The 17,317-nt window shown below is 59.4% G+C and carries 22 protein-coding genes; 12 read left to right on the top strand and 10 right to left on the bottom strand.

Features of this window, described 5'->3' with window-relative positions:
* Positions 1-32: 32 nt before the first annotated feature.
* Positions 33-464: an NINE protein gene (locus ACYZTY_RS26725; protein ID WP_461956130.1), complete on the bottom strand. Its 432-nt coding sequence runs from the start codon at positions 462-464 to the stop codon at positions 33-35.
* A gap of 249 nt (positions 465-713) precedes the next feature.
* Between ACYZTY_RS26725 and ACYZTY_RS26730 the strand changes: the two genes are divergently transcribed.
* Positions 714-1,331, top strand: a complete 618-nt coding sequence (locus tag ACYZTY_RS26730; protein ID WP_461956131.1) for a C40 family peptidase — start codon at positions 714-716, stop codon at positions 1,329-1,331.
* A 155-nt stretch (positions 1,332-1,486) separates the two neighbouring features.
* On the opposite strand, the gene ACYZTY_RS26735 is transcribed toward ACYZTY_RS26730, so the two are convergent.
* Positions 1,487-2,521, bottom strand: coding sequence for a type IV pilus twitching motility protein PilT (locus ACYZTY_RS26735; protein WP_054044408.1), 1,035 nt, complete (start codon positions 2,519-2,521; stop codon positions 1,487-1,489).
* A 56-nt stretch (positions 2,522-2,577) separates the two neighbouring features.
* Here ACYZTY_RS26735 and ACYZTY_RS26740 point away from each other — a divergent pair, with 56 nt between their 5' ends.
* The 10 genes from ACYZTY_RS26740 (at position 2,578) to ACYZTY_RS26785 (ending at position 9,590) form a co-directional block, all read left to right on the top strand.
* A complete protein-coding gene (locus tag ACYZTY_RS26740) occupies positions 2,578-3,276 on the top strand; it encodes a YggS family pyridoxal phosphate-dependent enzyme (RefSeq protein ID WP_461956132.1) in 699 nt (232 codons plus the stop codon).
* 35 nt (positions 3,277-3,311) lie between these two features.
* Complete coding sequence (gene proC / locus ACYZTY_RS26745) at positions 3,312-4,130, top strand: pyrroline-5-carboxylate reductase (RefSeq protein ID WP_461956133.1); 819 nt, start codon at positions 3,312-3,314, stop codon at positions 4,128-4,130.
* Positions 4,131-4,154: 24 nt separating this feature from the next.
* The gene (locus ACYZTY_RS26750) at positions 4,155-4,742 is read left to right on the top strand and encodes a YggT family protein (protein ID WP_461956134.1); all 588 of its coding nucleotides are present in this window, start codon (positions 4,155-4,157) and stop codon (positions 4,740-4,742) included.
* Positions 4,742-5,038 carry a DUF167 domain-containing protein gene (locus ACYZTY_RS26755; protein WP_461956135.1) on the top strand — a complete coding sequence of 99 codons (297 nt, stop codon included), beginning with the start codon at positions 4,742-4,744 and terminating at the stop codon, positions 5,036-5,038. The genes ACYZTY_RS26750 and ACYZTY_RS26755 overlap by 1 nt, the downstream gene beginning before the upstream one ends.
* Positions 5,039-5,220: 182 nt before the next feature.
* On the top strand, positions 5,221-6,360 hold the full coding sequence (gene metX / locus ACYZTY_RS26760) for a homoserine O-succinyltransferase MetX (RefSeq protein WP_131061126.1): 1,140 nt from the start codon (positions 5,221-5,223) through the stop codon (positions 6,358-6,360).
* A 7-nt stretch (positions 6,361-6,367) separates the two neighbouring features.
* Positions 6,368-6,988 (top strand): methionine biosynthesis protein MetW, encoded by a 621-nt coding sequence (gene metW / locus ACYZTY_RS26765; RefSeq protein ID WP_461956136.1) that lies wholly within the window; start codon positions 6,368-6,370, stop codon positions 6,986-6,988.
* 26 nt (positions 6,989-7,014) lie between these two features.
* Positions 7,015-7,449: a DUF4426 domain-containing protein gene (locus ACYZTY_RS26770; protein WP_461956137.1), complete on the top strand. Its 435-nt coding sequence runs from the start codon at positions 7,015-7,017 to the stop codon at positions 7,447-7,449.
* Entirely contained in the window at positions 7,446-8,042 is a 597-nt protein-coding gene (gene rdgB, locus ACYZTY_RS26775; RefSeq protein WP_461956138.1) for an RdgB/HAM1 family non-canonical purine NTP pyrophosphatase, read from the top strand. Before ACYZTY_RS26770 ends, rdgB begins: the two co-directional genes overlap by 4 nt.
* Complete coding sequence (gene hemW, locus ACYZTY_RS26780) at positions 8,039-9,244, top strand: radical SAM family heme chaperone HemW (RefSeq protein ID WP_461956139.1); 1,206 nt, start codon at positions 8,039-8,041, stop codon at positions 9,242-9,244. Before rdgB ends, hemW begins: the two co-directional genes overlap by 4 nt.
* 22 nt (positions 9,245-9,266) lie before the next feature.
* Positions 9,267-9,590: a DUF3392 domain-containing protein gene (locus tag ACYZTY_RS26785; protein WP_131061120.1), complete on the top strand. Its 324-nt coding sequence runs from the start codon at positions 9,267-9,269 to the stop codon at positions 9,588-9,590.
* Positions 9,591-9,715: 125 nt separating this feature from the next.
* Here the strand turns inward: ACYZTY_RS26785 and trmB are convergent, their stop codons facing one another.
* The 4 genes from trmB to ACYZTY_RS26805 all read right to left on the bottom strand — a co-directional run bounded on the left by trmB (position 9,716) and on the right by ACYZTY_RS26805 (position 11,968).
* Entirely contained in the window at positions 9,716-10,441 is a 726-nt protein-coding gene (trmB, locus tag ACYZTY_RS26790) for a tRNA (guanosine(46)-N7)-methyltransferase TrmB (protein WP_461956140.1), read from the bottom strand.
* Between the two features lie 9 nt (positions 10,442-10,450).
* A complete protein-coding gene (locus ACYZTY_RS26795) occupies positions 10,451-11,245 on the bottom strand; it encodes a thiazole synthase (RefSeq protein WP_008068101.1) in 795 nt (264 codons plus the stop codon).
* Between the two features lie 60 nt (positions 11,246-11,305).
* Positions 11,306-11,506 carry a sulfur carrier protein ThiS gene (thiS, locus tag ACYZTY_RS26800; RefSeq protein WP_165557463.1) on the bottom strand — a complete coding sequence of 67 codons (201 nt, stop codon included), beginning with the start codon at positions 11,504-11,506 and terminating at the stop codon, positions 11,306-11,308.
* Positions 11,507-11,596: 90 nt separating this feature from the next.
* A complete protein-coding gene (locus ACYZTY_RS26805; protein ID WP_461956141.1) occupies positions 11,597-11,968 on the bottom strand; it encodes a DUF423 domain-containing protein in 372 nt (123 codons plus the stop codon).
* A gap of 74 nt (positions 11,969-12,042) precedes the next feature.
* Between ACYZTY_RS26805 and mtgA the strand changes: the two genes are divergently transcribed.
* On the top strand, positions 12,043-12,765 hold the full coding sequence (gene mtgA, locus ACYZTY_RS26810; RefSeq protein ID WP_461956142.1) for a monofunctional biosynthetic peptidoglycan transglycosylase: 723 nt from the start codon (positions 12,043-12,045) through the stop codon (positions 12,763-12,765).
* 197 nt (positions 12,766-12,962) lie between these two features.
* Here mtgA and rpoH read toward each other — a convergent pair whose 3' ends face one another.
* The 4 genes from rpoH to ftsY form a co-directional block, all read right to left on the bottom strand.
* Entirely contained in the window at positions 12,963-13,817 is an 855-nt protein-coding gene (gene rpoH / locus ACYZTY_RS26815; RefSeq protein WP_033060492.1) for an RNA polymerase sigma factor RpoH, read from the bottom strand.
* Positions 13,818-13,929: 112 nt separating this feature from the next.
* Positions 13,930-14,952 carry a permease-like cell division protein FtsX gene (gene ftsX, locus ACYZTY_RS26820; RefSeq protein ID WP_461956143.1) on the bottom strand — a complete coding sequence of 341 codons (1,023 nt, stop codon included), beginning with the start codon at positions 14,950-14,952 and terminating at the stop codon, positions 13,930-13,932.
* Positions 14,949-15,620, bottom strand: coding sequence for a cell division ATP-binding protein FtsE (ftsE, locus tag ACYZTY_RS26825; RefSeq protein ID WP_027926547.1), 672 nt, complete (start codon positions 15,618-15,620; stop codon positions 14,949-14,951). The genes ftsX and ftsE overlap by 4 nt, the downstream gene beginning before the upstream one ends.
* Positions 15,617-17,116: a signal recognition particle-docking protein FtsY gene (gene ftsY, locus ACYZTY_RS26830; protein ID WP_461956144.1), complete on the bottom strand. Its 1,500-nt coding sequence runs from the start codon at positions 17,114-17,116 to the stop codon at positions 15,617-15,619. The genes ftsE and ftsY overlap by 4 nt, the downstream gene beginning before the upstream one ends.
* Positions 17,117-17,317 lie beyond the last annotated feature (201 nt).

Raw genomic sequence — 17,317 nt, forward strand, 5'->3', positions numbered from 1 at the left:
AACCCAGCGGGAGCAAGCTCCCTCGCCACAACTTACTGGAAGGTGCCTCTGTTCTGCGCGTTACGCACAGAAACCTGATCATTCAGCGTCCAGAAGTCATACAAAACCCCCAGAAAGAACAACCCGCCCGTCACCAGGTACAGCAATCCGCTGATCCACTTCCCCTGATACATCCGGTGTACGCCGAATACCCCGAGAAACGTCAGCAGAATCCACGCAACGTTGTACTCGATCGGCCCGGCGGTGAAACGCAGGTCCGCTTCACGGTCCATGGCCGGGATCAGAAACACGTCAATCAGCCAGCCGATACCCAACAATCCTAACGTGAAAAACCAGATCGTCCCGGTCACCGGCTTGCCGTAATAGAAGCGGTGAGCCCCGGTAAAACCAAAAATCCACAGCAGATAGCCGATCATTTTGCTGTGCGTGTCTTGCTGCGGGCCGGCCTGTTGATAGGTGTTCATGAAGGACCTCGATTCACACGATAGATAAATATTCTTGAATTCTTTGTGACTTTTTTACAGGTTGCCGACGTATGGCAAATGTTAACGTGGGTTCCGTCAAAGCCTTATACCACCTGACTTCTGTCAGACAATTGCGTCCATTTGCCGCTTATTTGGTTCCGTTGCCTCCAAGTTGAATCGACCAACGGCCTCGGAACGTCAAAAAAAGCTGTTATAAAGTTGCGCGCCAACCCATATGAGCCTTGCCTAATGCGTCCATTTTTCAAGACATGGCTAACCATTTGCCTTTTGATGCCACTGGCCGCCCACGCCACCAATCGTGAGCAACGTCTTCCAAACGTTAATGGTTACACCCAAAAATCCCATGTTTCTGCTCCTTCGAGCAAAAACAAGAAATCCGAAAAACGTGCTCCACAGCTGGTCAGCAAAAGCAGCCTTGTTCCGCCAATGGCGACCAAGGAAAGCAGCAACGTGCTGAGTCGCGCGGTCAATGTCCTCGGTACACCTTACCGTTGGGGCGGCAGCAGCCCAAGTAAAGGGTTCGATTGCAGCGGCCTGGTGAAATATGCGTTCAACGACGCCACGTTTGACCTGCCGCGCACGTCCAATGCCATGGCTAGCGGTCATGGCGAGAAAGTCGATCGCAAGGATCTGAAGCCGGGCGACCTGATTTTCTTCAACATCAAGAGCCGTCGAGTCAATCACGTTGCCATCTACCTGGGCAACGACCGATTCATCCACGCACCGCGTCGTGGCAAGTCGGTGACCATTGACACCTTGAAGAAACCGTACTGGGAAAGCCACTACGTGGTTGCCAAGCGGGTTCTGCCTAAAGAGAAGAACACCCTTCAGGTTGTTCAGCGCTGATTTGAAGTCCCCGGCCTGACCCGGGATTTGCTTTGATCGTGAGACCCTCTTCGCGGGCAAGCCTCGCTCCTACAGGTTTCCAGTCAATCGCGATATTGGCGAACGACAAATAACCTGTAGGAGCGAGGCTTGCCCGCGAAGGCGTTTCTGACTCCTCAGAAATTATCCGGTGACCGCGCCTTCTCCCGCGCATGCTCCCGGCTGATCAAGCCCTTGGTCACCAACTCCTTCAAGCACATGTCCAGCGTCTGCATCCCCAGATTGCCCCCGGTCTGAATCGACGAGTACATCTGCGCCACCTTGTCTTCGCGGATCAGGTTACGGATCGCCGAAGTACCGAGCATGATTTCATGTGCCGCAATGCGCCCGCCACCGATCTTCTTCACCAGTGTCTGCGACACCACCGCCAGCAAAGACTCGGACAGCATCGAACGCACCATCGACTTCTCGTCCCCGGGAAACACGTCCACCACGCGGTCGATGGTCTTCGCCGCTGATGTGGTGTGCAGCGTGCCGAACACCAGGTGACCGGTCTCGGCGGCGGTCAGCGCCAGGCGGATGGTCTCCAGATCACGCATCTCCCCCACCAGAATCACGTCCGGGTCTTCCCGCAGCGCCGAGCGCAGGGCCGTGGCAAAGCTGCGGGTGTCGCGATGGACTTCGCGCTGGTTGATCAGGCATTTGCGCGATTCGTGGACGAACTCAATCGGGTCTTCGATGGTGAGGATGTGGTGATGGCGATGGTTGTTGAGGTAATCGATCATCGCCGCCAGGGTGGTGGACTTGCCGGAACCGGTCGGCCCCGTCACCAGCACCAGCCCTCGCGGGGCCTCGGTAATCTTGCGAAACACCTCGCCCATGCCGAGATCGTCCATGCTCAGGACCTTCGACGGAATGGTCCGGAACACCGCACCCGCTCCCCGATTCTGGTTAAAGGCGTTGACCCGGAAACGCGCCACACCTGGCACTTCGAAGGAAAAATCAGTTTCCAGGTGTTTCTCGAAGTCCACCCGCTGGGTGTCGTTCATGATGTCGTAGATCAGTTCATGCACCTGTTTGTGGTCCAGGGCCGGCAAGTTGATGCGCCGCACATCGCCGTCAACGCGAATCATCGGTGGCAGGCCGGCAGACAGGTGCAGGTCGGACGCGCCCTGTTTAGCGCTGAAGGCCAGCAGCTCAGTGATATCCATAGCGCTCCTCAATTCCAGTAGAATGCCGCCAACCTTCAAACCGCCGGCGCCTCTTGATGTCCACGATAGCAGACAACATTCTCCAGGTTAGTTCGCGTATCCAGGCAGCGACCCAGGCTGCTCACCGCGACGAGCACAGTGTTCAATTGCTCGCCGTGAGCAAGACCAAGCCCGCCGAGGCCCTGCGCGAAGCCTATGCCGCCGGTCTGCGCGACTTTGGCGAAAACTATCTGCAGGAAGCCCTGAGCAAACAGCTCGAATTGGCTGACCTGCCCTTGATCTGGCACTTCATCGGCCCCATTCAATCGAACAAGACTCGCGCTATCGCCGAGCACTTCGCTTGGGTGCATTCCGTGGATCGTTTGAAAATCGCACAACGCCTGTCCGAACAACGTCCTGCCGATCTGCCTCCCTTGAACATCTGCATCCAGGTCAACGTCAGCGGTGAAGCCAGCAAGTCCGGCTGCACTCCGGCCGACCTGCCAGCCCTGGCGAAAGCCATCAGCGAACTGCCGCGCATCAAGTTGCGCGGGTTGATGGCGATCCCTGAGCCGACTGAAGATCGCGCCGCCCAGGACGCTGCTTTCGCTGCCGTGCAAAGCCTGCAAGCCAGCCTGAATCTGCCGCTCGACACACTTTCCATGGGCATGAGCCACGACCTCGAGTCGGCCATCGCCATGGGCGCCACCTGGGTCCGCATCGGAACAGCCCTGTTCGGAGCTCGCGGCTCTCAACAAATGCATGGCCAGCCATAAGCAATGGCTGACTCTTCTATTTATAAGGACCTGACATGAGCAAGACTCGTATTGCCTTTATCGGTGCCGGAAACATGGCCGCGAGCCTGATCGGCGGCCTGCGCGCCAAAGGTCTGGACGCCGCACAGATCCGCGCCAGCGATCCGGGCGCCGAAACCCGCGCCAAAGTGCAGGCCGAACATGGCATTGAAGTTTTCGCCGACAACGCCGATGCCATTCAAGACGCAGACGTCGTCGTGCTGGCAGTCAAACCCCAGGCGATGAAAGCCGTGTGCGAAGCGATTCGCCCAAGCCTGAAACCGAATCAACTGGTGGTCTCGATTGCGGCCGGCATCACCTGCGCCAGCATGAACAACTGGCTCGGCGCCCAGCCGATCGTGCGCTGCATGCCCAACACCCCAGCGCTGCTGCGTCAGGGTGTAAGCGGTTTGTTTGCCACGGCAGAAGTGAATGCTGAACAACGCCAGCAAGCTGAAGAACTGTTGTCGGCCGTCGGCATTGCCCTGTGGCTGAACGAAGAGCAGCAACTGGACGCGGTCACCGCCGTTTCCGGCAGCGGCCCGGCGTACTTCTTTTTGCTGATCGAAGCCATGACCGCCGCTGGCGTGAAGCTCGGTCTGCCAGCGGACATCGCCGCACAATTGACGGTGCAAACCGCTTTGGGCGCCGCGCACATGGCCGTGGCCAGCGATGTCGACGCGGCAGAATTGCGTCGTCGCGTGACCTCGCCTGCGGGCACCACGGAAGCTGCAATCAAATCGTTCCAGGCCGGCGGCTTCGAAGCGCTGGTCGAAAAAGCACTCGGCGCCGCTGCGCACCGCTCGGCCGAGATGGCTGAGCAACTTGGCCGCTAATCAGCTCTTACAAAGGAATCAATGATGCTTGGACTCAATGACGCTGCCATTTTCATAATTAAAACCCTGGGCAGCCTGTACCTGCTGATCGTGCTCATGCGCTTTATCTTGCAACTGGTTCGGGCGAATTTTTACAACCCGCTCTGCCAGTTCATCGTGAAAGCCACTCAACCGCTGCTCAAGCCGCTGCGCCGGGTCATCCCGAGCATGTTCGGGCTGGACATGTCGTCGCTGGTATTGGCACTGATCATTCAAATGCTGCTGATCGCAGTGATCCTGCTGCTCAAAGGCTTCATGGTCGACTGGCTGTTCCTGGTGCCTTGGGCACTGATCGCCCTCTTCTCGCTGTTTTTGAACATTATTTTCTGGGCGATGATCATCAGCGTGATTCTGTCCTGGGTCGCACCGGGCAGCCATAATCCGGGCGCAGAGCTGGTCGCGCAGATTACTGAACCGGTACTCGCCCCGTTCCGTCGGATCATTCCGAACCTGGGCGGCCTCGACATCTCGCCGATCTTCGCGTTTATCGTGATCCAGTTGCTGCAAAGCTGGCTGATCCCACGCCTCGCGCACTTTGCCTTAATGCCGCAGGGGCTGCTCGGCCTGATCTGATGAGCTACTTCCGTTGGGACGGTGACGACCTGATTCTGGAGTGTCACCTGCAACCGGCGGCCCGCAGCGATGATTTCTGCGGGCTGCACGGTGATCGACTGAAGATCCGCCTGACGGCGCCGCCGGTTGAAGGTAAGGCCAATGCGTATCTGATGGCGTTCCTGGCCAAGGCGTTTGGGGTGTCCAAGAGTCAGGTGAGTTTGATCAGTGGCGAGTTGAACCGGCAGAAACGGGTGCGGATTTGCTCGCCGAAGAAGCTGCCGGATTTGCCGGATCTGCTGCGTCTGGCAGGTTGACCGCGTCATCGTTCTTCGCGGGCAAGCCTCGCTCCTACAAGATGACGCAATCCCTGTAGGAGCGAGGGTTGCCCGCGAATGCCGCACCTCGGTCTGACTGAATGAAATCAGGCCCGGCCTTTGCTTGCCGCTAACCCCACCGGTCTTTAGACTTACGCCTCATTTCAACGAGAGCAGGGTCGATGCCAACTGCCTTTCCCGCCGATTCTGTTGGTCTGGTGACGCCGCAAGTGGCGCACTTCAGTGAACCCCTGGCCCTGGCCTGCGGCCGTTCGCTCCCAGCTTATGACCTGATTTACGAAACCTACGGCACGCTGAACGCCACGGCGAGCAACGCCGTGCTGATCTGCCACGCCCTGTCGGGTCACCACCACGCTGCCGGCTTCCACAGCCCTGACGACCGCAAGCCCGGTTGGTGGGACAGCTGCATCGGCCCCGGCAAGCCGATCGACACCAACAAGTTCTTCGTGGTCAGCCTGAACAACCTCGGCGGCTGCAACGGCTCCACCGGCCCAAGCAGCGTCAACCCGGAGACCGGCAAGCCCTTCGGCGCCGACTTCCCGGTATTGACTGTGGAAGACTGGGTTCACAGCCAGGCGCGGCTGGCCGACCGGATCGGCATCAGCCAATGGGCCGCCGTGATTGGCGGCAGTCTCGGCGGCATGCAGGCGATGCAGTGGAGCATCACCTACCCCGATCGCATTCGTCACTGCCTGGCCATCGCCTCGGCCCCCAAGCTGTCGGCGCAGAACATCGCCTTCAACGAAGTGGCGCGCCAGGCGATCCTCACCGACCCCGAATTCCACGGCGGTTCGTTCCAGGAGGCGGGCGTGATCCCGAAGCGCGGCTTGATGCTGGCGCGGATGGTCGGGCACATCACTTACCTGTCCGATGACTCGATGGGCGAAAAATTCGGCCGTGGCCTCAAGAGTGAAAAGCTCAACTACGACTTCCACAGCGTCGAGTTCCAGGTCGAAAGCTACCTGCGTTATCAGGGCGAAGAGTTCTCCGGGCGTTTCGACGCCAACACGTACCTGCTGATGACCAAGGCACTGGATTACTTCGATCCGGCGGCCAACTTCGACGACGACCTGGCGAAAACCTTTGCCAATGCCCAGGCCAAGTTCTGCGTGATGTCTTTCACCACCGACTGGCGCTTCTCCCCTGCCCGTTCGCGGGAACTGGTGGACGCGCTGATGGCGGCCAGGAAAGACGTCTGCTACCTGGAGATCGATGCTCCGCAAGGCCACGACGCCTTCCTGATTCCGATCCCGCGCTACTTGCAGGCGTTCAGCAATTACATGAACCGTATTACGTTGTGAGAAAGCCATGAGAGCTGATCTGGAAATCATCCAGGAATGGATCCCCGCCGGCAGCCGCGTACTCGACCTCGGTTGCGGTGACGGCGAGCTGCTGACCTGGCTGCGCGATCACAAGCAAGTGACCGGCTATGGCCTGGAAAACGACCCGGACAACATCGCCGAGTGCGTGGCCAAAGGCATCAACGTCATCGAGCAGGACCTGGACAAAGGCTTGGGCAACTTCGCCAGCAACAGCTTCGACGTCGTGGTCATGACACAGGCGCTGCAAGCCGTGCATTACCCGGACAAGATCCTCGACGAAATGCTGCGGGTCGGCCGCCAGTGCATCATCACCTTTCCCAACTTCGGTCACTGGCGCTGCCGCTGGTACCTGGCGAGCAAGGGCCGGATGCCGGTATCCGACTTTCTGCCGTACACCTGGTACAACACGCCGAACATCCACTTCTGCACCTTCGAAGACTTTGAAGCGTTGTGCCGCGAACGTGAAGCGAAGGTCATTGATCGCCTTGCCGTGGATCAACAGCATCGGCACGGGTGGGCCAGTAAGCTATGGCCTAATCTATTAGGTGAAATCGGTATTTACCGCGTCAGCAGCCCAGGGTTGCAGGATCACAAAATCGCGGTCTGAACCACGACATTCCAAGGAGAACGATCATGGGTCGTCTAGCGCTGTTTGTACTTACTGCCTGCCTGAGCGTCACTGCGATGGCCGCCGACGTCATCAAAGGTGATCGTCAGGAAAAGTTTGGCGATGTGACGGTGCACTACAACACCTTCAACTCCACCTTCCTGACACCCGATATCGCTAAAGCCGCGGAGCTCACCCGTAGCAAGAACCAAGGCGTGATCAACGTTTCGGTGATCAAGGAAGGCAAGCCGCTGATGGCTCAAGTCAGTGGAACGGTCAAAGACCTGACCAGCCAAAGTGTGCCGCTGAAGTTCAAACAGATCACCGAACAAGGCGCGATCTACTACATCGCCCAGTTCCCGGTTGATCAACAGGAAATCCGCACCTTCGAGATCAAGGTGCAGAACGGCGATAAAACCAACACCATCAATTTCAACCAAGAGCTTTTCCCCGGCGAATGATGAACTTCACGCAACTCGTACTGGCCAGCCACAACGCCGGCAAACTCAAGGAACTCCAGGCCATGCTCGGCGAATCGGTGCAATTGCGCTCGATCGGCGAGTTCAGCAGCGTCGAGCCTGAAGAAACCGGCCTGTCGTTTGTCGAGAACGCCATCCTCAAGGCCCGCAATGCCGCGCGCATCTCCGGTCTGCCGGCGCTGGCCGACGATTCCGGGCTGGCGGTGGATTTCCTTGGTGGTGCGCCGGGGATCTATTCGGCTCGTTACGCCGATGGCAAAGGCGATGCGGCAAACAACGCCAAACTGCTCGACGTGTTGAAAGACGTGCCGGAAGCCGAACGCGGTGCGCAGTTTGTCTGTGTGTTGGCACTGGTGCGTCACGCCGACGATCCGTTGCCGATCCTCTGCGAAGGTCTGTGGCACGGCCGCATCCTGACCCAGGCCAGCGGCGAACACGGGTTTGGCTACGACCCGCTGTTCTGGGTGCCGTCGCGCGATTGCTCCAGCGCCGAGCTGAGCCCGAGCGAGAAGAACCTCATCAGTCACCGCGCCCGTGCAATGGATCTGCTGCGCCAGCGTCTAGGCTTGATATGACCCTTGAATCATCCGCGTCACCGCTGATTTTCGGCGGTGCCGCTCCATCGCCCCGAGCCGCGCTCCCCGTGCTGCCGCCTCTGGCGTTGTACATCCACATCCCGTGGTGTGTGCGCAAATGCCCTTATTGCGACTTCAACTCCCACACCGCCAGCCCAGTGCTGCCGGAAGAAGAGTACGTCGACGCGTTGCTGGCCGACCTCGATCAGGATTTGCACGCGGTCTACGGTCGCGAACTGAGTTCAATCTTCTTCGGAGGCGGCACGCCGAGCTTGTTCAGTGCCGAATCCTTGGGCCGTTTGCTCAAAGGCGTCGAACAGCGCATCCCGTTTGCCAGCGACATCGAAATCACCCTGGAAGCCAATCCCGGGACATTCGAGCAAGAGAAATTCCTCGCCTACCGCGCCCTGGGCATCAATCGCCTGTCGATCGGCATTCAGAGTTTTCAGGAAGAGAAACTCAAGGCGCTGGGACGAATTCACAACGGTGACGAAGCGGTGCGTGCTGCCGGCATGGCGCGTCAGGCCGGGTTCGATAACTTCAACCTGGACTTGATGCACGGCTTGCCGGATCAGTCGCTGGACGATGCGTTGAGCGACCTGCGTCAGGCCATCGCCCTGAATCCGACGCATCTGTCCTGGTATCAACTGACGCTGGAGCCGAACACGGTGTTCTGGAACCAGCCGCCTGTGCTTCCGGAAGACGACACGTTGTGGGACATTCAGGAAGCCGGCCAGGCGCTGCTCGCCGAACACGGATACGCGCAATACGAAGTCTCGGCCTATGCACAACCTGGTCGCCCGGCGCGGCATAACCTCAATTACTGGAGTTTCGGCGACTTCATTGGCATCGGCGCCGGCGCCCACGGCAAGCTCAGTCATCCGGACGGGCGCATCGTGCGCACCTGGAAAACTCGCCTGCCGAAGGATTACCTGAATCCGGCCAAAAGCTTCAAGGCCGGCGAGAAAGCGCTGACCAACGAGGAGCTGCCGTTCGACTTCCTGATGAATGCCTTGCGCCTGACCGAGGGCGTCGAGTCGCGGCTGTATCCGGAACGCACCGGACTGAGCCTGGAAAGCCTCGCCGAAGGCCGCCGTGAAGCCGAACAAAGCGGCCTGTTGCAGGTCGAACCGTCACGTCTGGCGGCGACTGATCGCGGACAGCTGTTTCTCAATGACTTGCTGCAAACATTTCTGAGCTGATTTCAGCCTTAGGGGAAAACGAATGGATTTGATACTCGACCTGCTCGCCACCGTCTCTCGCTGGAGCCGCAGCAACCTGTCGGAAATCTCTCTGGCGCTGGTGGGCTGTCTGCTGGTGCTGTTCGGCGCCGACATCAAAGGCTGGGTCGACCAACGCCTGGGCAGCATCGCCGGCGCCTTGCGCGTTCCGTTGCTCGCTCTGGTGTGCATGATCGGGAGCGGCGTGGCACTGATCTACGCCACGCCGTGGATCATCAAAGGCCTGAGCCAGTTCAACAACTACAGCCTGGCGCCGGTGTTGTTGGTGGTGCTGGTGTTGATCGGCGTAGTCGCCGACCGCCGCTGATTTCCGAACACACAAAAACCCGTAGGAGCGAGGCTTGCCCGCGAAGGCGGTGTGTCAGTCAATGATGATGGTGACTGACTCGGCCCCTTCGCGGGCAAGCCTCGCTCCTACAGGTTTCAGATAGTTCAGGACTGTTTTTCGAACTTCAGGTCCCATACGCCATGCCCAAGACGTTCGCCACGGCGTTCGAACTTGGTGATCGGGCGTTCGGTCGGGCGCGGGACGCATTTGCCATCCTCGGCCAGGTTGCGATAACCCGGTGCGACATTCATCACTTCCAGCATGTACTCGGCGTACGGTTCCCAGTCGGTGGCCATGTGCAGGATGCCGCCGACTTTCAACTTGCTGCGCACCAGTTCAGCGAAGGACGCCTGAACGATACGGCGCTTGTGGTGACGGCTCTTGTGCCATGGGTCCGGGAAAAACAGCATCAGGCGATCGAGGCTGTTGTCAGCCACGCAACGGTTGAGCACTTCGATCGCGTCGCAATCGTAGACACGCAGGTTGGTCAGGCCCTGGGTCAGCACGCCATTGAGCAGCGCGCCGACACCCGGACGGTGAACTTCCACGCCAATGAAATCCTGTTCCGGCGAGGCTGCGGCCATTTCCAGCAGCGAATGGCCCATGCCGAAACCGATTTCCAGCGAGCGCGGCGCGGAGCGGCCGAACACCTGGTCGAAGTCCACCGGTGCGTCGGCCAGCGGCAGGACGAACAGCGGCGTGCCCTGCTCCAGGCCTTTTTGCTGGCCTTCAGTCATGCGCCCGGCGCGCATCACGAAGCTCTTGATGCGGCGGTGTTGGCGCTCTTCGCCTTCTGCAGGCGTGATAGGCGTGTCGTTTGATTCAGTCATCAATGGCTCTTACTTGATCAGACCATCCAGCGGCGAGGAGGCGCTGGCATAGAGTTTTTTCGGCATGCGGCCGGCGAGGTAGGCCAGGCGGCCCGCGACGATCGCATGTTTCATGGCTTCGGCCATCATGATCGGTTGCTGGGCGTGGGCGATGGCCGAGTTCATCAGCACTGCTTCGCAGCCCAGCTCCATCGCGATGGTGGCGTCGGAAGCGGTGCCGACACCGGCATCCACCAGCACTGGAATCTTGGCTTCTTCGAGGATGATCTGCAGGTTGTACGGGTTGCAGATCCCCAGGCCCGTGCCGATCAGACCGGCCAGCGGCATCACCGCGATAACACCGATTTCCGCCAGTTGACGGGCGATGATCGGGTCATCGCTGGTGTAGACCATCACGTCGAAACCTTCCTTGACCAGCACTTCGGCGGCCTTGAGGGTCTCGATCACGTTAGGGAACAGGGTTTTCTGGTCGGCCAGTACTTCCAGCTTCACCAGGTTGTGGCCACCGAGCAGCTCACGGGCCAGGCGACAGGTGCGCACAGCCTCGGTAGCGTCGAAGCAACCGGCAGTGTTCGGCAGGAAGGTGTAGCGATCCGGCGACAGGACTTCGAGCAGGTTCGGTTCGCCCGGGTTCTGGCCGAGGTTGGTGCGGCGCACGGCGAAGGTGACGATCTCGGCACCCGAGGCTTCGATGGCCAGGCGGGTTTCTTCCATGTCACGGTACTTGCCGGTGCCTACCAGCAAACGCGACTGGTAAGTACGACCGGCCAGGACGAAGGGCTTGTCGCTACGAACGATGCTCATGGGAAATCCTCTGTAGGGGTGAGGTTCTTGCAGAATTCTGTGCCCTTGCGGGCCGGGCGACTAGCCGCCGCCAATGGCGTGAACCACTTCGACATTGTCGCCGTCGTTCAGCGTGGTGTCTGCGTGCTGGCTGCGCGGGACGATATCCAGATTGAGTTCGACCGCCACCCGGCGTCCGGTCAGCTCCAGACGGGTCAGCAGGGCCGCAACGGTTTCACCGTCGGGCAGTTCAAGGGATTCGCCGTTCAACTGAATGCGCATGCCGAATGCCGCCATCATTTTTAGGGGCTGGCATTCTAGCCCGATCAGTCTTGGCGACCCAAGCCATTCGTCATGAAATGGACCGCCCGGTCAGCTCAACCGCCAGGCGGCAAGCCCCAGGCAGAACCAGCCGACCAGGAATGCCAGGCCGCCGAAGGGTGTGATGATCCCCAGCTTGCTGACGCCGGTCAGGGTCAGCAGGTACAGACTGCCGGAAAACAGCAGGATGCCGATGGCAAACGAGGCGCCGGCCCAGGTGATCAGGCGACCCGGAATCTGCGTAGCCAGTAGCGCCACACCCAACAGTGCCAAGGTATGCACCAATTGGTAGGTGACGCCGGTGTGGAAGATCGCCAGATACTCAGGGGTCAGACGGTTTTTCAGGCCGTGGGCGGCGAACGCGCCAAGGGCAACGCCAGTGAAGCCGAAGAAAGCGGCCAGCATCAGAAAGCCACGCAGCATGAAGAACTCCAGTCAGACTCGATCAACAGGGTCTGTATAATGGCCCGCTCAACGGGTTCGGCCAAGCCATCTCTATGCTGCGTATATTTTTGCGACGATTCACAAAGGCCCTGCTCTGGTTCGCGGGCGGCAGCGTATTGCTGGTGCTGATTTTTCGCGTGGTACCGCCACCGGGAACGGCCTTGATGGTCGAGCGCAAGATCGAATCCTGGTTCGACGGTGAACCGATTGACCTGCAACGCACCTGGAAGCCTTGGGATGAAATCTCCGACGACCTGAAAGTCGCCGTGATTGCGGGCGAGGATCAGAAATTCCCGGAGCATTGGGGTTTTGACCTGGGTGCGATCCGCGCCGCACTGGCCCACAACGAACTGGGCGGTTCGGTTCGCGGCGCCAGTACCTTGAGCCAGCAAGTGTCGAAGAACCTGTTTTTGTGGTCTGGGCGCAGCTGGCTGCGCAAAGGCCTGGAAGCGTGGTTTACCGGATTGATCGAGGTGTTCTGGCCCAAGCAGCGGATTCTTGAGGTGTACCTGAACAGCGTCGAGTGGGATGACGGGGTGTTTGGCGCTGAAGCGGCAGCCCGGCATCACTTTGGCGTGGGTGCCAAGTCTCTTTCCCGGCAACAGTCGAGTTTGCTGGCGGCGGTGCTGCCTAATCCGCGGGTGTGGAGTGCGAGTCATCCGACCAACTATGTTGCGCGCCGGGCTGGCTGGATTCGGCAGCAGATGAGTCAACTCGGAGGTGACAGCTACCTTGTAGGGCTCAACGATTCGCGGCGTGCGCCTTGGACCCAGTAACTACTTCCGCGACGATGCAATCCCTGTAGGAGCGAGGCTTGCCCGCGAAGGCGGTCTATCAGCCAACTTCTTCTTCGACTGATACACCGCCTTCGCGGGCAAGCCTCGCTCCTACAGGGGGCGGTGTGTCATCAGTGGGCACAAACAAAAACGCCCCGATCAATGATCGGGGCGTTTTTTATTGCCGGGCGCCCAGGTTAAGCGGCAATCGACAACTTGAGCTTGTTCATCGCGCTCTTCTCGAGCTGACGGATCCGCTCGGCCGACACGTTGTACTTCTGCGCCAGGTCGTGCAGCGTGGCTTTCTCTTCTGCCAGCCAGCGCTGATAAAGGATGTCGCGGCTGCGGTCGTCCAGCACTTCCAGCGCTTCGTGCAGGTTGTGGTTGGAGTTGTCGCTCCAGTCGGCATCTTCCAGTTGACGGGCCGGGTCGTACCGGTGGTCTTCCAGATAGTTGGCCGGCGACTGGAAAGCACTGTCGTCGTCCGCTTCTGTGGCCGGGTCGAAGGCCATGTCATGGCCAGTCAGGCGACTTTCCATCTCGCGCACTTCCCGCGGCTCTACGCCGAGGCTTTCCGCCACACGGTGGACTTCCTCGTTGTTCAGCCACGCCAGGCGTTTCTTCTGGCTGCGCAGGTTGAAGAACAGCTTGCGCTGGGCCTTGGTGGTCGCGACTTTCACAATGCGCCAGTTGCGCAGGATGAACTCGTGAATTTCCGCCTTGATCCAGTGCACCGCGAACGAAACCAGACGCACACCCATTTCCGGATTGAAGCGCTTCACCGCCTTCATCAGGCCGACGTTGCCTTCCTGGATCAAGTCAGCCTGAGCCAGACCGTAGCCGGAATAGCTACGGGCGATATGTACAACAAAACGCAGGTGGGCGAGCACCATCTGCCGAGCCGCCCCCAAATCCTGCTCATAATAGAGACTCTCGGCCAGTTCACGCTCCTGCTCCGGCGTCAGCAATGGAATGCTGTTCACGGTGTGCACATAGGCCTCCAGGTTCGCACCCGGGACCAGAGCATATGCAGGTTGCAAAGAATTGGTCATACGAAAAAACCTCCCACTTACAAACTCGTGCAGTTCAGCACTGCGAAAATTGACCGGAAACCGAAAGACAAGTTCCCATAAACGCTGAAAGGTCAATACGAGCAAAATGATACTACTTAGGCGCAAGCTCCCTCAGGTGGCGTGCGACTGCAATCCATGCACCGATATACCCCAACAGCACTGCGCCAAGCAAGAGAGACAGACCGTCGGCTACTGGCACTCCGGCCAGCGCGAAATCACTGCCGTACAAACCGGCCAGCCCGACTACCGCGTCGTTCAACCAATCAAGGCCAAACGCCAATACACCCCAGGAAAGTATCCCCGCACCGAAGCCATACAGCGCGCCCATATACAGAAAGGGCCTGCGCACATAGCTGTCCGTGCCGCCGACGAGTTTAATCACTTCTATCTCTGTGCGGCGGTTTTCAATATGAAGACGAATGGTATTGCCTATCACCAAAAGTAATGCAGAAACCAGAAGCACGGTCAGACCGAAGACAAAACGGTCACCCAGCTTGAGGATCGCTGCCAGACGCTCGACCCAGACTAGATCAAGTTGTGCCTGTTGTACCTTCGGCAACTCGGAAAGTTTTTGTCGTAATGCTTCAAGCGCAGGCTTGTCGACTTCGTTCGGGGTCACCAGCACCACGCCTGGCAGCGGGTTTTCCGGCAGCTCCTTGAGCGCCTCGCCCAGACCGGACTGTTGCTGGAACTCTTCCAGCGCCTGATCACGACCGACATATTCCGCATCCGCTACACCGGGCATGCCTTTGATCTGTTCGCGCAACGACTCGCCTTCAGCAGGGCTGGCCTCGAGTTGCAGGTACAGGGAAATCTGCGCCGCTCGCTGCCAGGATCCGCCCAGACGTTCCACGTTACTTAGCAAAAGTGACAGGCCCATCGGCAAACTCAGGGCAACTGCCATCACCATGCAGGTGAAAAAGCTGCCGATTGGATGTTTACCCAACCGACGCAGGCTATCGAGCAAACTGGCGCGGTGGCTTTCTATCCAGGCGCGAAACAGCGTGGCGAAGTCCGGGCCGTCGTCATCGTCGCGTTTTTTCTTCTGCGGTTGCGGATCGGCGGCTTTTGGCGCCACACGTTCGGAAACCTTGGGGCTGCGTGTCGCACTCATTCGCCCGCCTCCCCGTCACCGATCAGTCGGCCGCGTTGCAGGGTCAGCATGCGATGGCGCATGCGGGCGATCAGCGCCAGGTCGTGACTGGCGATCAGCACGCTGGTGCCCAGACGGTTGATGTCTTCGAACACGCCCATGATCTCTGCCGCCAGACGCGGGTCGAGGTTACCGGTCGGTTCGTCCGCCAGCAGCAAGGCCGGACGGTGGACGATGGCGCGGGCGATGCCGACGCGCTGTTGCTGGCCGGTGGACAGGTCGCCGGGGTACAGATCGGTTTTATCCGACAGCGCCACGCGCTCAAGCGCCGAATCCACGCGCTTGACGATCTCGGCCTTGGACAGGCCAAGGATCTGCAACGGCAGCGCGACGTTGTTGAACACCGTGCGATCGAACAGCAACTGGTGATTCTGGAACACCACGCCGATCTGCCGGCGCAGATAAGGAATCTGCGCGTTGCTGATGGTGGCGAGGTCCTGGCCGGCCAGCAGCAATTTGCCGGTGGTTGGACGCTCCATCGCCAGCAGCAGCCGCAACAAGGTGCTTTTACCGGCGCCGGAATGGCCGGTCACAAACAAAAACTCGCCCCGACGGACTCGAAAGCTCAGCTCATGCAAGCCGACGTGACCGTTCGGGTAGCGTTTACCGACCTGTTCGAAACGAATCATGAACGCTCCCGCTCGGCAAACAGTGCCTGGACAAAGGGTTCTGCTTCAAAAGTACGCAAATCATCGATGCCTTCACCGACGCCGATGTAGCGAATCGGCAAACCAAATTGCTTGGCCAGGGCGAAAATCACCCCGCCCTTGGCTGTGCCGTCGAGCTTGGTCAGCGCCAGGCCGGTCAGTTCGACGGTCTGGTTGAATTGCTTGGCCTGGTTGATGGCGTTCTGACCGGTGCCGGCGTCAAGCACCAGCAGCACTTCGTGCGGCGCATCGGCGTCAAGCTTGCTGATGACCCGGCGAACCTTTTTCAACTCTTCCATCAAATTGTCTTTGGTGTGCAGGCGACCAGCGGTGTCGGCGATCAACACGTCAATACCACGGGCCTTGGCGGCTTGCACGGCATCGAAGATAACCGAAGCCGAGTCAGCGCCGGTGTGCTGGGCGATGACCGGGATCTTGTTGCGCTCGCCCCACACCTGCAATTGCTCAACGGCGGCGGCGCGGAAGGTATCGCCGGCCGCGAGCATGACTTTCTTGCCTTCGAGTTGCAGCTTCTTCGCCAGTTTGCCGATGGTGGTGGTCTTGCCGGCGCCATTGACGCCAACCACCAGAATCACGAATGGCTTGTTCTGCGAGGTGATTTTCAGCGGCTGCTCGACAGGCTTGAGCATCGCCGCGAGTTCAGCTTGCAGGGATTTGTACAGGGCGTCGGCATCGGCCAGCTCTTTGCGCGCAACCTTTTGGGTCAGGCGCTGGATGATCACCGAGGTCGCTTCGACGCCAACGTCGGCGGTCAGCAGACGGGTTTCGATGTCTTCGAGCAGCTCGTCATCGATGTTTTTCTTGCCCAGGAACAGGCTGGCCATGCCTTCGCCGATGCTGGCGCTGGTCTTGGACAGGCCTTGCTTGAGGCGGGCGAAGAAACCGGCTTTGGCTTCTTCGGTACGCGGCGTCTCGGCCGGGACTTCGACGGGAACGTCGGGCGTGGTGACTACCGGAGCAACTACGGGAGCAGGCGCAGGCACGTCAACCACAGGAGCGACGAACGCAGGAATCACCGGTTCTGGAGCAATCGGCTCAGGTTCGGCCACGACAACCGGCGCAACGACAGGCTCAATAACCGGCACTTGAACGGGCTCAGGGGCAAAGGCAGTCGGCGCAGGAATCGGCGGCGTCACATGCGGCGCCATCTCGTTTTCAACCAAGGCCACCGGTTCTTCCGCCACCGGCAACGTCAGCCACGGCTCTGGAGCGGGTGTCAGTGGCTGCTCGGCAACCACTTCGGGTTCAGCCTCAGCCACCGGTTGCAGCACCGGCTCGGCAATCGGCAGAACAATCGGCGCTGGCTCTTCTTCTATAACCGGCGCAGGTGTTGGCTCAGGAAGTGGTTGTGGCTGTTCGACGACGGTTTCCTGCGGCTTTTTGCGCAGCCATCCGAACAGGCCTTTCTTCTCACCAGCCGCAGCTGGGGCTTTCTTGTCGTCGTTGGAACCAAACATGGAGGACGGCTATCTCACGGTAGCGACGCGCCAAAGGGCGCCCCGGCAAATAAATATTCGATGCAGAACAGACTGCGATTGACCCAGCTTGTTCACGCGCAACATTTTGTCGAGGTGCAAACAGCGCCTCAAAGGTTGACTAATACGAAGGACTGGAACGGCATCGTCGGCGAAAACGCAGAGTTTAGCTGACAAACTCAA

Source organism: Pseudomonas sp. LB1P83 (genome assembly GCF_054897885.1).

What these genes read in the sequence shown, in the direction of transcription:
- ACYZTY_RS26725 (WP_461956130.1), bottom strand. Translation starts at nt 464, where the DNA reads ATGAACACCTATCAACAGGCCGGCCCGCAGCAAGACACGCACAGCAAA.
- ACYZTY_RS26730 (WP_461956131.1), top strand. Translation starts at nt 714, where the DNA reads ATGCGTCCATTTTTCAAGACATGGCTAACCATTTGCCTTTTGATGCCA.
- ACYZTY_RS26735 (WP_054044408.1), bottom strand. Translation starts at nt 2,521, where the DNA reads ATGGATATCACTGAGCTGCTGGCCTTCAGCGCTAAACAGGGCGCGTCC.
- ACYZTY_RS26740 (WP_461956132.1), top strand. Translation starts at nt 2,578, where the DNA reads ATGTCCACGATAGCAGACAACATTCTCCAGGTTAGTTCGCGTATCCAG.
- proC (WP_461956133.1), top strand. Translation starts at nt 3,312, where the DNA reads ATGAGCAAGACTCGTATTGCCTTTATCGGTGCCGGAAACATGGCCGCG.
- ACYZTY_RS26750 (WP_461956134.1), top strand. Translation starts at nt 4,155, where the DNA reads ATGCTTGGACTCAATGACGCTGCCATTTTCATAATTAAAACCCTGGGC.
- ACYZTY_RS26755 (WP_461956135.1), top strand. Translation starts at nt 4,742, where the DNA reads ATGAGCTACTTCCGTTGGGACGGTGACGACCTGATTCTGGAGTGTCAC.
- metX (WP_131061126.1), top strand. Translation starts at nt 5,221, where the DNA reads ATGCCAACTGCCTTTCCCGCCGATTCTGTTGGTCTGGTGACGCCGCAA.
- metW (WP_461956136.1), top strand. Translation starts at nt 6,368, where the DNA reads ATGAGAGCTGATCTGGAAATCATCCAGGAATGGATCCCCGCCGGCAGC.
- ACYZTY_RS26770 (WP_461956137.1), top strand. Translation starts at nt 7,015, where the DNA reads ATGGGTCGTCTAGCGCTGTTTGTACTTACTGCCTGCCTGAGCGTCACT.
- rdgB (WP_461956138.1), top strand. Translation starts at nt 7,446, where the DNA reads ATGATGAACTTCACGCAACTCGTACTGGCCAGCCACAACGCCGGCAAA.
- hemW (WP_461956139.1), top strand. Translation starts at nt 8,039, where the DNA reads ATGACCCTTGAATCATCCGCGTCACCGCTGATTTTCGGCGGTGCCGCT.
- ACYZTY_RS26785 (WP_131061120.1), top strand. Translation starts at nt 9,267, where the DNA reads ATGGATTTGATACTCGACCTGCTCGCCACCGTCTCTCGCTGGAGCCGC.
- trmB (WP_461956140.1), bottom strand. Translation starts at nt 10,441, where the DNA reads ATGACTGAATCAAACGACACGCCTATCACGCCTGCAGAAGGCGAAGAG.
- ACYZTY_RS26795 (WP_008068101.1), bottom strand. Translation starts at nt 11,245, where the DNA reads ATGAGCATCGTTCGTAGCGACAAGCCCTTCGTCCTGGCCGGTCGTACT.
- thiS (WP_165557463.1), bottom strand. Translation starts at nt 11,506, where the DNA reads ATGCGCATTCAGTTGAACGGCGAATCCCTTGAACTGCCCGACGGTGAA.
- ACYZTY_RS26805 (WP_461956141.1), bottom strand. Translation starts at nt 11,968, where the DNA reads ATGCTGCGTGGCTTTCTGATGCTGGCCGCTTTCTTCGGCTTCACTGGC.
- mtgA (WP_461956142.1), top strand. Translation starts at nt 12,043, where the DNA reads ATGCTGCGTATATTTTTGCGACGATTCACAAAGGCCCTGCTCTGGTTC.
- rpoH (WP_033060492.1), bottom strand. Translation starts at nt 13,817, where the DNA reads ATGACCAATTCTTTGCAACCTGCATATGCTCTGGTCCCGGGTGCGAAC.
- ftsX (WP_461956143.1), bottom strand. Translation starts at nt 14,952, where the DNA reads ATGAGTGCGACACGCAGCCCCAAGGTTTCCGAACGTGTGGCGCCAAAA.
- ftsE (WP_027926547.1), bottom strand. Translation starts at nt 15,620, where the DNA reads ATGATTCGTTTCGAACAGGTCGGTAAACGCTACCCGAACGGTCACGTC.
- ftsY (WP_461956144.1), bottom strand. Translation starts at nt 17,116, where the DNA reads ATGTTTGGTTCCAACGACGACAAGAAAGCCCCAGCTGCGGCTGGTGAG.